Source organism: Micrococcus sp. GPGPB33 (genome assembly GCF_037853785.1).
In the GTDB taxonomy this organism is placed as follows: domain Bacteria; phylum Actinomycetota; class Actinomycetes; order Actinomycetales; family Micrococcaceae; genus Micrococcus; species Micrococcus luteus.
The window spans coordinates 1,289,839-1,302,925 of the sequence record NZ_JAQMWO010000002.1; the positions used below are offsets into that span (position 1 = coordinate 1,289,839).

15 protein-coding genes and 2 pseudogenes are annotated in these 13,087 nt (G+C 70.8%); 16 read left to right on the forward strand and 1 reads right to left on the reverse strand.

Annotation, left to right across the window (positions count from 1 at the left end):
• Positions 1–2 precede the first annotated feature (2 nt).
• The 15 genes and pseudogenes from rpmD (at position 3) to POD19_RS06275 (ending at position 10,658) form a co-directional block, all read left to right on the forward strand.
• Positions 3–227, forward strand: a complete 225-nt coding sequence (rpmD, locus tag POD19_RS06205; protein WP_002857502.1) for a 50S ribosomal protein L30 — start codon at positions 3–5, stop codon at positions 225–227.
• On the forward strand, positions 220–672 hold the full coding sequence (gene rplO / locus POD19_RS06210; RefSeq protein ID WP_036317776.1) for a 50S ribosomal protein L15: 453 nt from the start codon (positions 220–222) through the stop codon (positions 670–672). The genes rpmD and rplO overlap by 8 nt, the downstream gene beginning before the upstream one ends.
• A 165-nt stretch (positions 673–837) precedes the next feature.
• Positions 838–2,145: a preprotein translocase subunit SecY gene (secY, locus tag POD19_RS06215; RefSeq protein ID WP_036317778.1), complete on the forward strand. Its 1,308-nt coding sequence runs from the start codon at positions 838–840 to the stop codon at positions 2,143–2,145.
• Positions 2,146–2,196: 51 nt separating this feature from the next.
• Complete coding sequence (locus POD19_RS06220; protein ID WP_036381548.1) at positions 2,197–2,814, forward strand: adenylate kinase; 618 nt, start codon at positions 2,197–2,199, stop codon at positions 2,812–2,814.
• A gap of 4 nt (positions 2,815–2,818) precedes the next feature.
• On the forward strand, positions 2,819–3,661 hold the full coding sequence (gene map, locus POD19_RS06225; protein ID WP_036381552.1) for a type I methionyl aminopeptidase: 843 nt from the start codon (positions 2,819–2,821) through the stop codon (positions 3,659–3,661).
• A 204-nt stretch (positions 3,662–3,865) separates the two neighbouring features.
• A complete protein-coding gene (gene infA, locus POD19_RS06230; RefSeq protein WP_010080397.1) occupies positions 3,866–4,087 on the forward strand; it encodes a translation initiation factor IF-1 in 222 nt (73 codons plus the stop codon).
• Between the two features lie 35 nt (positions 4,088–4,122).
• On the forward strand, positions 4,123–4,236 hold the full coding sequence (rpmJ, locus tag POD19_RS06235) for a 50S ribosomal protein L36 (RefSeq protein ID WP_002857509.1): 114 nt from the start codon (positions 4,123–4,125) through the stop codon (positions 4,234–4,236).
• 274 nt (positions 4,237–4,510) lie between these two features.
• A complete protein-coding gene (rpsM, locus tag POD19_RS06240) occupies positions 4,511–4,879 on the forward strand; it encodes a 30S ribosomal protein S13 (RefSeq protein WP_017487821.1) in 369 nt (122 codons plus the stop codon).
• A gap of 83 nt (positions 4,880–4,962) precedes the next feature.
• The gene (gene rpsK, locus POD19_RS06245) at positions 4,963–5,367 is read left to right on the forward strand and encodes a 30S ribosomal protein S11 (protein WP_002857513.1); all 405 of its coding nucleotides are present in this window, start codon (positions 4,963–4,965) and stop codon (positions 5,365–5,367) included.
• Positions 5,368–5,499: 132 nt separating this feature from the next.
• On the forward strand, positions 5,500–6,498 hold the full coding sequence (locus POD19_RS06250; RefSeq protein ID WP_049146318.1) for a DNA-directed RNA polymerase subunit alpha: 999 nt from the start codon (positions 5,500–5,502) through the stop codon (positions 6,496–6,498).
• A gap of 75 nt (positions 6,499–6,573) precedes the next feature.
• Positions 6,574–7,302, forward strand: a complete 729-nt coding sequence (gene rplQ / locus POD19_RS06255) for a 50S ribosomal protein L17, sunset domain variant (RefSeq protein ID WP_049146305.1) — start codon at positions 6,574–6,576, stop codon at positions 7,300–7,302.
• A gap of 117 nt (positions 7,303–7,419) precedes the next feature.
• Positions 7,420–8,312: pseudogene (locus POD19_RS06260) on the forward strand (tRNA pseudouridine synthase A).
• Positions 8,313–8,589: 277 nt separating this feature from the next.
• Complete coding sequence (rplM, locus tag POD19_RS06265; protein ID WP_002857519.1) at positions 8,590–9,033, forward strand: 50S ribosomal protein L13; 444 nt, start codon at positions 8,590–8,592, stop codon at positions 9,031–9,033.
• 41 nt (positions 9,034–9,074) lie between these two features.
• Positions 9,075–9,563 (forward strand): 30S ribosomal protein S9, encoded by a 489-nt coding sequence (gene rpsI / locus POD19_RS06270; RefSeq protein ID WP_036317791.1) that lies wholly within the window; start codon positions 9,075–9,077, stop codon positions 9,561–9,563.
• Between the two features lie 200 nt (positions 9,564–9,763).
• A pseudogene (locus POD19_RS06275) lies at positions 9,764–10,658 on the forward strand (polyphosphate kinase 2).
• A gap of 65 nt (positions 10,659–10,723) precedes the next feature.
• On the opposite strand, the gene POD19_RS06280 reads toward POD19_RS06275, so the two are convergent.
• Positions 10,724–11,524 carry a peptidoglycan recognition protein family protein gene (locus tag POD19_RS06280; protein WP_041103278.1) on the reverse strand — a complete coding sequence of 267 codons (801 nt, stop codon included), beginning with the start codon at positions 11,522–11,524 and terminating at the stop codon, positions 10,724–10,726.
• A gap of 162 nt (positions 11,525–11,686) precedes the next feature.
• Between POD19_RS06280 and glmM the strand changes: the two genes are divergently transcribed.
• Positions 11,687–13,042, forward strand: coding sequence for a phosphoglucosamine mutase (glmM, locus tag POD19_RS06285; RefSeq protein ID WP_179288534.1), 1,356 nt, complete (start codon positions 11,687–11,689; stop codon positions 13,040–13,042).
• The last annotated feature ends 45 nt before the right edge of the window (positions 13,043–13,087 follow it).

The window sequence follows — 13,087 nt, forward strand, 5'->3', positions numbered from 1 at the left end:
CCGTGTTTGAGCCCACTCGCAAGAACATCCAGCCCTCGGACGCCACCCTGGTCATCACCCAGACCCGCGGCGTCACGGGCTCCAAGCAGAACCATCGGGACACCCTGCGCTCGCTGGGCCTGAAGCGGATCGGCCACCAGGTCACCCGCAAGGCCGACGCGGTGACGGTCGGCATGGTCAACACCGTGCCGCACCTGGTGTCCGTGGAGGAGGTCAACAATGGCTGACAACGACGCCATCAAGGTCCACGACCTGCGTCCGGCCCCCGGTGCCAAGACCGCCAAGACCCGTGTGGGTCGCGGTGAGGCGTCGAAGGGCAAGACCGCCGGTCGCGGCACCAAGGGCACCAAGGCCCGTTACCAGGTCCGTGCGGGCTTCGAGGGCGGCCAGCTGCCCCTGCAGATGCGTCTGCCGAAGCTCCGCGGCTTCAAGAACCCGTTCCGCACGGAGTACCAGGTCGTGAACCTGGACAAGCTCTCCGCGCACTTCCCCGAGGGCGGTGAGGTCACCGTGGACGCGCTCGTGTCCAAGGGCCTCGTCCGTCGCGGTCAGCCCGTGAAGGTGCTGGGCACGGGGGAGATCACCTCGGCCGTGCAGGTGAAGGCGAACGCCTTCTCCTCGTCCGCCGTGGAGAAGATCCAGGCCGCCGGCGGGTCCACCGAGACCCTCTGACACGCCGACCCATCCACCGAGGGCCCTGGCCCGGAGCAGCCGCTCCGGACCAGGGCCCTCGGTCCGTCCGTGTAGACTCGCACAGCGGCCGCCCCGGTGTGGCCGCCGTCTCGTGCCCCGCCCCGCGGCCGGCGCGCGCCCCACAGGACCACCGCAGGAGGACTCGTGCTCAAGGCCATCGCCCGGATCGTCCGGACGCCTGACCTGTTGCGGAAGATCGCCTTCACGCTCGCGCTCATCGCCGTCTACCGGATGGGCGCCTTCGTACCGGCCCCCGGGGTGGACTACCCGGCGGTGCAGCAGTGTCTCGCGGCGGGCAACGCCCAGGGCGGCCTGTACTCCTTCGTGAACATGTTCTCGGGCGGGGCGCTCCTGCAGGTGTCCGTCTTCGCGCTCGGCATCATGCCCTACATCACGGCGTCGATCATCGTGCAGCTGCTGCGCGTGGTGATCCCGCGCTTCGAGCAGCTCCACCAGGAGGGCCCGCAGGGCCAGGCGACGCTGACGCAGTACACCCGCTACCTGACCCTCGCCCTCGCCCTGCTGCAGGCGACCACGATGGCCTCGCTGGCCCGCACCGGGGCCCTGCTCGGATGCAGCCTGCCGCTGCTGCGCGACGGCTCCATCCTCACGGTGCTGCTCGTGGTCATCGCCCTGACCACCGGTTGTCTCATCGTCATGTGGTTCGGCGAGCGGATCACCGAGAACGGCGTGGGCAACGGCATGTCCCTGCTCATCTTCACCTCCATCGCGGCGGGCTTCCCGGCCGGCCTCGGCCAGGTGGTCCAGACGCAGGGCTGGCGCGTGTTCGCGATCGTCATGGGGATCGGCCTGCTCACCATGCTGGCCATCGTCTTCGTGGAGGAGTCGCAGCGCCGGATCCCGGTCCAGTACGCCAAGCGGCAGATCGGCTCGCGGACCGTGGGCGGGTCGAGCACCTACATCCCGGTCAAGGTGAACATGGCCAACGTCATCCCGGTCATCTTCGCCTCCTCCGTGCTGATGCTCCCGAGCATCCTCATCCAGTTCAACACGCCGCAGGACGGCAGTGCGCCGGCCCCGTGGATCACGTGGCTGAGCCGGTACTTCGGCCCCGGCGACCACCCGGTGTACATGGCCCTGTACTTCCTGCTCATCATCGGCTTCACGTACTTCTACGTGTCCATCACGTTCAACCCGGTGGAGATCTCGGACAACATGAAGCGCTACGGCGGCTTCATCCCCGGCGTCCGCGCCGGCCGGCCCACCGAGCGTTACCTGCAGTACGTCATCAGCCGCATCACGCTCGTGGGCGCCCTCTACCTCGGTATCGTGGCCATGATCCCGCTGATCGCCTTCGCGGTGATCGGCACCAGCCAGAACTTCCCGCTCGGCGGCACGTCCATCCTCATCATGGTGGGCGTCGGCCTCCAGACCGTGAAGCAGGTCAGCGCACAGATGGAGCAGCGCCACTACGAGGGCCTGCTGCGCTGAGCCCCGACCCGATCCCGCAACGCCGTCCGTATCGACAGTGAGGAACACACGATGACCCGCATGCTGCTCATGGGCCCTCCCGGTTCCGGCAAGGGCACCCAGGCCACCCGGATCGCCGACAAGATGGGGATCGTCCCGATCTCCACCGGTGACATCTTCCGCCACAACGTGAAGTCGATGACGCCGCTCGGCGTCGAGGCCAAGAAGTACATCGACAACGGCGACTTCGTCCCCGATGAGGTCACGAACCGCATGGTCGCGGACCGCATCGCCCAGGCCGACGCGGAGCACGGCTTCCTGCTGGACGGCTACCCGCGCACGAAGGGCCAGGTCGAGGCGCTGGACGCCATGCTCGCCGAGTCCGGCCAGTCGCTGTCCGCCGTCGTCGAGCTGGAGGTGCCCGACGAGGAGCTCGTGGAGCGTCTGCTCAAGCGTGCCGAGATCGAGGGCCGCGCGGACGACACCCAGGAGGTCATCGAGCACCGCCTGGACCTGTACCACCGCGAGACCGAGTCCGTCATCCAGGAGTACGTGGAGCGCGGCATCGTCGCCCGCGTGGACGGCACCGGGCAGATCGACGACGTCACCGAGCGCCTGCTGCAGGCCGTGTACTCCGTGCGTGCCGCCACGGGCTCCCTGCCCGTGATCCAGCCGGGCGCGGAGTCCTGACCCCGTGATCGGCCGCCGCTCGCTCGAGCTCAAGACCGCCCCCCAGCTGCAGGCCATGCAGCGCGCGGGGGTGGTCCTGTCCGAGGCGTTGGACGCCACGCTGGCCGCGGCCGCGCCGGGCGTCACCACCGCGGAGCTGGACGCCGTGTTCGCGGGCGTGCTGGCCGAGCGCGGTGCCACGTCCAACTTCCTGGGCTACTACGACTTCCCGGCCTCGATCTGCACCTCGGTCAACGACGAGGTCGTGCACGGCATCCCCGGGGACCGGGTCCTGCAGACCGGCGACGTGCTGAAGGTCGACGGGGGCGCGATCGTGGACGGCTGGCACGCCGACTCGGCCCGCACGGTGATCCTGGGCTCCTCCGCGGCCGGCACCGCGGACCCGGCCGACGAGCGCCTCTCGGCGATCACGCGGGAGGCACTCTGGGTCGGCATCGCGGCCTTCGCCTCCGCCACCCACGTCGGGGACATCGGGGACGCCATCGACGACTTCGTCTCCGCGCAGCCGGGCGAGGAGCTCGGCATCCTCGAGGAGTACGTGGGGCACGGCATCGGCTCGGCCATGCACCTGCCGCCGGACGTGTTCAACTACCGCACCGGCCACCGGGGGCCCAAGATCCGCCCCGGTCTGGCACTCGCCATCGAGCCGATGCTGGTGCGTGGCTCCATCGACACGAAGGTGCTCGCGGACGACTGGACCGTGGTGACCCTCGACGGCGCCCGCGCCAGCCAGTGGGAGCACTCGGTCTGCCGGCACGACGGCGGTGTGTGGGTGCTCACCGCGCCCGACGGCGGCGCCTCCGAGCTCGCCCGGTTCGGCGTGGTCCCGGTCCCGCCGGGGGAGTGAGCGGCCCGAGCTGTCGGCCGTCCGTCCCGCCCGTCCGGCGGACCGGGCGGCCGTCGTCGTCTGTGCTGGTTCTCAGACCGAGAATGCGGTATCATCGAACGTTGTTCGTGTGCGCGCACTCGTGTGCGCCGGCGAGCAGACCCGTTCCCGCCCCGTCGCCCGGCCCTCCGCGGCCGTGCCCGGGGCATGACGATTGTGGAGGACATGGCTAAGAAGGAAGGTGTCATCGAGGTCGAGGGCACGGTGTCGGAGGCATTGCCGAACGCGATGTTCCGGGTCCGTCTGCAGAACGAGCACGTCGTGCTCGCCACGATCTCCGGAAAGATGCGTCAGCACTACATCCGCATCCTCCCCGAGGATCGCGTCGTGGTGGAGCTTAGCCCGTACGACCTCAACCGGGGTCGGATCGTGTACCGATACAAGTAAGAACCCCCGTCCAAGCGAGCGCAGGAGGAAGAGCCGTGAAGGTTCAGCCGAGCGTGAAGCGGATTTGTGACAAGTGCCAGGTCGTGCGCCGTAAGGGCCGCGTGCTGGTGATCTGCTCGAACCCGCGCCACAAGCAGCGCCAGGGCTGATCGCCTCCCCGGGAGCCCGGGGAGCGACGCCGTCGCGTTGACCACACCACCCACCGGCCATCGGGCCGAACAGCAGGGACAGCGGTCCACCCCGTGAGGGGAGGGCCCCCACCTCCGGCCGCAGGGGCCGGAGACCGACGACGGCGGACGCCCGCCGCGGAGCACGCCGGATCTTCCCCGGCGCCGCGACGACGGGTCCGCGAGGCCCAGTGCCGCGTCGTACGGGACGTCCCTGGTGCAGACCCCTGCTGCAGAAGAACAGGAGGACGGCCACATGGCTCGTCTTGCAGGCGTTGACATTCCGCGCGAGAAGCGCGTGATCATCGCACTCACGTACATCTACGGTGTGGGCAAGACCCGCGCTGAGGAGACCCTCGCCGCCACGGGCATCGACCCGAACATCCGCGTGAAGGACCTCTCCGACGAGCAGCTGGTGCAGCTGCGCGACCACATCGAGGGCAGCTACAAGGTGGAGGGCGACCTCCGCCGCGAGGTGGCCGCCGACATCCGTCGCAAGGTGGAGATCGGCTCCTACGAGGGCCTGCGCCACCGCCGCGGCCTGCCGGTGCGCGGCCAGCGCACGAAGACCAACGCCCGTACCCGCAAGGGCCCCAAGAAGACGGTCGCCGGCAAGAAGAAGTGATCCTGCACCGGCGGTGACCGCGTCCACGTCCGGACGCCCCGCCCGCAGCATCAGCACCAGCAGCTTTCCCGGAGGAGAATCACATGCCCCCCAAGACTCGCGCATCGGCTGCCCGCAAGCCGCGTCGCAAGGCCAACAAGAACATCACCGTGGGCCAGGCCCACATCAAGAGCACGTTCAACAACACCATCGTGTCCATCACGGACACCACGGGTGCCGTCATCTCCTGGGCCTCGTCCGGCGAGGTCGGCTTCAAGGGGTCGCGCAAGTCGACCCCGTACGCCGCGCAGATGGCCGCCGAGCAGGCCGCCAAGCGTGCGCAGGAGCACGGCATGAAGAAGGTGGACGTCTTCGTGAAGGGTCCGGGCTCGGGCCGCGAGACCGCCATCCGCTCCCTGCAGGCCGCCGGCCTCGAGGTGGGGTCCATCCAGGACGTCACCCCCATGGCCCACAACGGCGCTCGCCCGGCGAAGCGCCGCCGCGTCTGACCTGAGCGCTGTGTCCGCGTCCGCCCCCGCCCGGGGCGGACGCGGACAGGTCTGCGGACCTGCCCCCACCCCGTCCTCGTTTCCACCCACCGCGTGCGTCATATGGCGGACGCTCGCCGAAAGGAAATGTCCGTGCTCATTGCACAGCGCCCCACGCTGACCGAAGAGGTCGTCTCCGACCGTCGTTCCCGGTTCGTCATCGAGCCCCTGGAGCCCGGCTTCGGCTACACCCTCGGCAACTCCCTGCGCCGCACTCTGCTCTCGTCGATCCCCGGTGCTGCCGTGACCAGCATCCGCGTGGACGGCGTGCTGCACGAGTTCAGCACCGTCAACGGAGTCAAGGAGGATGTCACCGAGATCATCCTCAACATCAAGAAGCTCTCCGTCTCCTCGGAGAACGACGAGCCCGTGGTGGCCTACCTGCGCAAGCAGGGGGCCGGCGTCGTCACCGCCGCGGACATCACCGCGCCGGCCGGCGTCGAGATCCACAACCCGGACCTGCACATCGCGACCCTGAACGCGAAGGGCAAGTTCGACATGGAGCTGACCATCGAGCGCGGTCGCGGCTACGTGACCGCCGCCCAGAACAAGTCCGCGGACGCGGAGATCGGCCGCATCCCGGTCGACTCCATCTACTCCCCGGTCCTCAAGGTGACCTTCAAGGTCGAGGCCACCCGTGTGGAGCAGCGCACCGACTTCGACCGTCTGATCCTGGACGTGGAGACCAAGGAGAACATGCTGCCGCGTGACGCGGTGGCCTCTGCCGGCTCCACCCTGGTCGAGCTGTTCGGCCTGGCCCGCTCGCTCAACGTCGAGGCCGAGGGCATCGACCTGGGCGACGAGCCCGAGGTCGTCGAGGGCTCCGCCGACCTGGCCCAGCCGATCGAGGAGCTCGAGCTCACCGTGCGCTCGTACAACTGCCTCAAGCGCGAGGGCATCCACACCGTGGGTGAGCTCGTGGGCCGTTCCGAGGCCGACCTGATGGACATCCGCAACTTCGGCGCGAAGTCCATCGACGAGGTCAAGGAGAAGCTCCAGGAGCTGGGCCTGTCCCTCAAGGACTCGCCGGCCGGCTACGACCCGCAGGCGCACGCGCGCCAGATGGACGACGACCCGTTCTCGGACTTCTGAGCCGATTCCGCACCACCTGACATCTTCGACCCAACGCCGCAGCCGGCTGCAGGGTCCCACCCGAGGAGAAACACCATGCCTACCCCCACCAAGGGTCCGCGTCTGGGCGGCAGCCCGGCCCACGAGCGCATCATGCTGGCGAACATGTCCGCCCAGCTGTTCGAGCACAAGTCGATCACCACGACGCTCACCCGCGCCAAGCGCCTGCGCCCGTACGCCGAGCGCCTGATCACCTTCGCCAAGAAGGGCGATCTGCCGGCCCGCCGCAAGGTGCAGGGTCTCATCGCCGCCAAGAACCGCACCAACAAGGCGGTCGTGCACGAGCTGTTCACCGTGATCGGCCCGGCGATGGCCGAGCGCAACGGCGGCTACACCCGCATCACCAAGATCGGCAACCGCCAGGGCGACAACGCGCCCATGGCCGTGATCGAGCTGATCATGGAGCCGATCTCCGGCAAGCAGGCCGTCGTGCGTGAGGCCGAGCAGGCCGCCGCGTCCGCGCCGGCCGCCCCGGCCGAGTCCACCCCGGTGGAGGCCGTCGACCCGGCCGCCACCGAGGAGGTCACCGTGGCCGAGTCGCAGGAGGCCGCCGCCGAGATCGACGGCGCCGTGCCCACCAACGAGGACGGCTCGGCTCCGGCCGAGGCCACCATCAAGGGCAACGCCAGCTCGAAGAAGTACCACGTCCCCGGCTCGCGCTGGTACGACCAGACCACCGCCGAGGTCTGGTTCTCCACCGTCGAGGAGGCCAAGGCCGCGGGCTTCGAGCCTGCCGGTGGCGAGGCCGCCCAGAAGATGGCCTGACGCCAGCGCGTGAGTCCGCGTCCGTCCCCGTGACGACGCATCGGCGAGGGCCGTCCACCACCCGGTGGGCGGCCCTTCGCCGTCCCCGGTCCCGCCCCGACCCGCTTGAGGAGCAGCATGAGCGAGCAGCACCGCCCGGACGCCCCGCCGGCGCCCGGGGAACCCGCGTCCGTGCGCGTCCGCCTGGACCTGGCCTACGACGGCGGCGCCTTCCACGGCTGGGCCCGCCAGCCCGGTCTCGACTCGGTCCAGGGTGCGCTGGAGGACGGGCTCGAGCGGATCCTGCGCCGGCCCGTGCGCACGGTGGTCGCCGGTCGCACCGACGCGGGGGTGCACGCGCGCGGTCAGGTCGTCCACCTCGACCTGACCGAGGCGGAGTGGGTGGGCCTGACCCGTGGCCGCCCCGGCCTGGAACCGGCCACCTCCCTGACCCGCCGCCTCGGCGGGGTGCTCTCCGGGTGGGGCGGGGCCGTCGTCGTGCACGGGGCGCGGCGGGCCCCTGCGGGCTTCGACGCGCGGTTCAGCGCGCTGTGGCGCGAGTACGAGTACCGGATCGACGACGCGCCCGCCGCGCGTGACCCGCGCACGCGGGGCTTCACCCACTGGCACGCCGCCGCCCTGGACGATCGCCTCATGGCGCTGGAGGCCGACGCCGTCCTCGGACTGCACGACTTCCTGTCCTTCTGCCGGCCCCGCGAGGGCGCCACGACCATCCGCGAGGTCCAGCGCCTGGAGGTGCGACGCGATGTGGACGGCGTCGTGCGCGTCCGGATCCGGGCCGACGCGTTCTGCCACAACATGGTCCGGGCGATCGTCGGGGCGCTACTGCAGGTGGGGGAGGGGGCCCGCGAGCCCGGCTGGCTCGCGCACCGGGTGGCGAGGCCGGCCCGCGACTCCGAGGTGCGCCTCGCCCCGCCCGGGGGCTGACGCTGCTCGCCGTCGGCTATCCCGACGAGGCGGCGGAGCTGCGCCGGCGCGCCGAGGGCACCCGGGCGAAGCGGACCCTGTGAGCCGGGGTCGCCCGCGGCGACGGCTTTTGGCTCCGAGGCCCGCGTTCGGTAGGATGGGTGGACGTTGCGCATGCCCGCACCCGGATGCGTCGTGCCGCGAGTGGCTCAGTTGCATGGCCTTCAGCTCGCGCCGCACCCCCGGGGCATCGGGCCCGGACGCCTTCCAGCCCTCACCTGGGGGACCGGCGCGCACGGAGAACTGACAGCGCGAGCGCGCCGGAATCACGACCCGGCGGGCAGGTGCTGTGGACCACCACCGACCCTGAAGGCAGACAACGTGCGTACGTACTCTCCCAAGCCTGGTGACGCCGACCGTCAGTGGCACATCATCGATGCCACCGACGTCGTCCTCGGCCGCCTGGCCTCCCACACCGCCACCCTCCTGCGCGGCAAGCACAAGCCGACGTTCGCCCCCCACATGGACATGGGCGACTACGTCATCATCGTGAACGCCGAGAAGGTCGCCCTCACCGGCGCCAAGCTCGAGAAGAAGCGCGCCTACCGCCACTCGGGCTACCCGGGCGGCCTGAAGTCGCAGTCCTACGCCGAGCTGCTCGAGACCAACCCGGTCCGCGCCGTGGAGAAGGCCGTCAAGGGCATGCTCCCGAAGAACTCGCTGGCCGCCCAGCAGCTCTCCAAGCTGAAGGTGTACAAGGGCGCCGAGCACCCGCACACCGCCCAGCAGCCCCAGACCTTCGAGATCGGCCAGGTCGCCCAGTGACCCCGGCGGGCCACTGACGCAGACCTTCCCTGAGGAGAACCATGAGCATCAACGAGAACGACGACGTGGAGCTGACGAGCTACACCTCTGAGTCCACCGCCGCCGCCGAGGCCCCCGTCGCCTCCGAGCGCCCGGCCCTGACCGTGCCCGGCTCCGCCGTCGGCCGCCGCAAGGAGGCCGTGGCCCGCGTGCGCCTCGTCCCCGGCTCCGGCCAGTGGACCATCAACGGCCGCGCCCTGGAGAACTACTTCCCGAACAAGCTGCACCAGCAGGAGGTCTCCGACCCCTTCACGCTGTTGGAGCTGACCGGCGCCTACGACGTGATCGCCCGCATCCACGGCGGCGGCCCCTCCGGCCAGGCCGGTGCGCTGCGCCTGGGCATCTCCCGCGCCCTCAACGAGATCGACCGCGAGCACAACCGCCCGGCGCTCAAGAAGGCCGGCTTCCTGACCCGCGACGCCCGCGTCATCGAGCGCAAGAAGGCCGGCCTCAAGAAGGCCCGCAAGGCCTCGCAGTTCTCGAAGCGCTGATCCTGCGCCGCACGGTGTCCCCACCGTGCCCCCGCCGACGCCCCGTCCCGCTCCTCACGAGCGGGGCGGGGCGTCCGCCGTCTCCGTGGGCCGGCGGCACCTGACCCAGGGGTAATATGAAGGCGCATGGCGACGACGCCATGACGGGCCGCTCGCCCGTCCGGTGCGCGGTCCGATCGGAGACACCCTCGGGAGCCGCCGTGGCCGAGAACACGAGTCCCACGCCCGACCCCCGCACCCGTGGCGAGCACGGCACGGAGCACGCCGCGCAGGCCCCCTTCGCCGTGACCCGTGACTACGCCGCCGAGGTGGACGAGATCCGGGAGCTGGGCCGCAAGCTCGGCGGGGAGAAGAAGACCCCCCACCCCGGACCCGCAGGCCTGGCGTGAGGGCTACCCGTACAAGACCAAGCTCAGCCGCAAGAGCTACGAACGACGCAAGCGCGAGCTGCAGATCGAGCTGCTGAAGATGCAGCTCTGGGTCAAGGAGACCGGCCAGAAGGTCCTGATCATCTTCGAGGGCCGCGACGCCGCCGACAAGGGCGGCGCCATCAAGCGCTTCAACGAGCACCTCAACCCCCGCGGCGCCCGGACCGTGGCCCTGGAGAAGCCCACGGAGGAGGAGGCCTCGCAGTGGTACTTCCAGTGCTACATCCAGCACCTCGAGTTCATGCGCGAGACCCCTGAGCTGGAGCGCATGCTCGTCAACTCCGGCGTGCACATCATCAAGTTCTGGTTCTCCGTGTCCCAGCGTGAGCAGCTCAATCGCTTCGCCGCGCGGGAGACCGACCCCGTGCGTCGCTGGAAGCTCTCGCCCACCGACCTGGCCTCCCTGGACAAGTGGGACGACTACACGAACGCGAAGGAGGCCATGTTCTTCTACACGCACACGGCCGACGCCCCGTGGACCGTCGTGAAGTCGAACGACAAGAAGCGCGCCCGCCTCGAGGCCATCCGCCACGTGCTGCACACGCTGCCCTACCCGGACAAGGACGAGCGCATCGTCCACCGCCCCGACCCGCAGATCTGCGGCCCGGCCAACGAGCTGGCCGAGTACGGCGAGGTCTCCGGCGGCTCGTTCCCGCGCGTGCGCTGACCGGGCCGCACACGACGGCGCCCCTCACCGTCCGGGGAGGGGCGCCGTCGTGTGCGGGGGCGGATTCAGCCGCGCTCCTCCTCCACGTACTCCGGGGTGACGTGGGCGTCGTCGAAGAGGTTGTCCGCCCCGAAGCCCTCCGAGACGTGGTACTCGCCCGAGGCCAGGGAGAGGCGGACGTCCTCGCGCAGGATCGGCAGCTTGGCGTAGAACGCGTCGCCGCAGCAGCTGGTGGCGGTGACGTCGCGGTGGCCGATGATGCGGGACGGCGGCAGCTCGTACTGCTGGCAGATGTAGGCGACGAGCGGCACCAGGCCGGCGTAGAGGCTCTGCGGCGGCGGGTTCAGCATGTACAGCCCCTCGCACTCGATGCCGAGCGCATACGCGTTGAACCCGAGCGCGTGGACGCCGAGCATGAACGTCTGTCCGCCCTCGAGCGCGTGCCGGGAGCCGTGGCGGCCCTCCATCGCAAAGCCGCCGCGGGAGACGGTGAAGTGCTGCCCGGTGTCGCCCCAGTCGTTCGCGGGGCTCATGTGCGCGTTCTGGACCACCTGTGCGATGCTTTCCGCCGCCTCCCGGGAGCCGTCCGTGACGTTCGGCGTGGTGGTGTGGTGGATCACCAGGTAGGAGGGGCGCTCGTTCAGGGTCTGCAGGTAGTAGTTGGGCTGCATGGCGCCCCACTGCGCGGTGGTGATGATGTCCGGGGCGGGCAGACGGGTGGCCTGCTCGTCGCCCTCCGAGCTCTGCTCGGCCTGCTCATCACGCCCGCAGCCGGCCACGCCGGCGGCGATCGCCAGGCCCGTGCCGCCCAGCACGCTGCGGCGCGTCCAGGAACGGGAGGGCGGGGGCGGGGTCACGTCGGGCATGGATCGAGGTCCTTCGGGTTCGGGGCGGGGCCTCCCGGGCGGATGTGAGCGGACGGGCGCGCGGCCGCGGGGGCTCGACCGGTCCGATGCTACCGCCCCCGGGCCCGTTTCGTGACCCTCCCGTGATGCAGGCCGCAGGGGCGGCCCCTACACTGACTGATCATGTCGAGATTGTTCGGAACCGATGGCGTCCGTGGCCTGGCCAACGAGACCCTCACCGTGGAGTTGTCCGTCCAGCTGGCCCAGGCCGCCTCGCCCGTCCTCGGCGCGGAGGCCTTCGACGCCGGCCGACGCCCGGTCGCCGTCGTGGCCCGGGACCCGCGCATCAGCGGCGAGTTCATCGCGGCCGCCGTGCAGGCGGGTCTGGCGTCCTCGGGCGTGGACGTGTGGGACGCCGGCGTGCTGCCGACTCCCGCCGCCGCCTATCTCGTGGGGGACCTGGACGCCGACTTCGGTGTGATGATCTCCGCCTCCCACAACCCGGCCCCGGACAACGGCATCAAGTTCCTCGCGCGCGGCGGCGAGAAGCTGACCGACGCGCAGGAGGACGAGATCATCCGTCACCTCGAGGGCGTGACGCCGCGGCGGCCCCAGGGCGCGGACGTGGGCCGCGTGCGCGTCTTCGCGGACGCCGAGGACCGCTACGTCCTCCACCTCCTGCAGACCCTCCCGCACCGGCTGGACGGGCTCAAGGTCGTCCTGGACTGCGCACACGGCGCGGCCGCCGGCTGCTCGCCCGAGGCGTTCCGCGCCGCCGGCGCGGAGGTCGTGGTGATCGGCGCGTCCCCGGACGGGCTCAACATCAACGACGGCTACGGCTCCACCCACCTCGAGAAGCTCCAGGCGGCCGTGCGCGAGCACGGCGCGGACCTCGGCATCGCGCACGACGGCGACGCCGACCGGTGCCTCGCCGTGGACGAGCGCGGCGAGGTCGTCGACGGCGACCAGATCATGGGCGTCATGGCCGTGGCCCTCAAGGACCGCGGCGTCCTGCGGGACGACACCCTGGTCGTGACCGTCATGTCCAACCTGGGCCTGAAGCTGGCCATGGGCCGGGAGGGCGTCCAGCTCGTCGAGACCCAGGTGGGCGACCGCTACGTCCTGGCCGGCATGAAGCTCGGCGACTACTCGCTCGGCGGCGAGCAGTCCGGCCACGTGATCTTCTCGGACCACGCCACCACCGGTGACGGGGTCCTCACCGGCCTGCAGCTCGCCTCGCGCGTCGCCGAGACCGGCACCCCGCTCTCCGAGCTGGCCGCGGTGATGGACCGGCTGCCCCAGGTCCTCGTGAACGTGCGCGGCGTGGACAAGTCCCGCGCCGCCGAGGACGAGGCCGTCCAGGCGGCGGTGGCCGAGGCGGAGGCCCGCCTCGGCGCGACCGGCCGCGTGCTGCTGCGCCCGTCGGGCACGGAGCCGGTCGTGCGCGTCATGGTCGAGGCCCCGGACGAGGAGACCGCCGGCCGGGAGGCCCAGGTGCTGGCCGACGTCGTGCAGCGCGAGCTGCGCCTGCACGACTGACCGGACCGATGACGTCGGACGCGGCCCCCGGCCCCGCCGCTGGAC

Coding starts and splice junctions, on each gene's coding strand:
- rplO (WP_036317776.1), top strand. CDS start 220: ATGGCTGACAACGACGCCATCAAGGTCCACGACCTGCGTCCGGCCCCC.
- POD19_RS06220 (WP_036381548.1), top strand. CDS start 2,197: ATGACCCGCATGCTGCTCATGGGCCCTCCCGGTTCCGGCAAGGGCACC.
- infA (WP_010080397.1), top strand. CDS start 3,866: ATGGCTAAGAAGGAAGGTGTCATCGAGGTCGAGGGCACGGTGTCGGAG.
- rpsM (WP_017487821.1), top strand. CDS start 4,511: ATGGCTCGTCTTGCAGGCGTTGACATTCCGCGCGAGAAGCGCGTGATC.
- rpsK (WP_002857513.1), top strand. CDS start 4,963: ATGCCCCCCAAGACTCGCGCATCGGCTGCCCGCAAGCCGCGTCGCAAG.
- rplQ (WP_049146305.1), top strand. CDS start 6,574: ATGCCTACCCCCACCAAGGGTCCGCGTCTGGGCGGCAGCCCGGCCCAC.
- rpsI (WP_036317791.1), top strand. CDS start 9,075: ATGAGCATCAACGAGAACGACGACGTGGAGCTGACGAGCTACACCTCT.
- POD19_RS06280 (WP_041103278.1), bottom strand. CDS start 11,524: ATGCCCGACGTGACCCCGCCCCCGCCCTCCCGTTCCTGGACGCGCCGC.
- glmM (WP_179288534.1), top strand. CDS start 11,687: ATGTCGAGATTGTTCGGAACCGATGGCGTCCGTGGCCTGGCCAACGAG.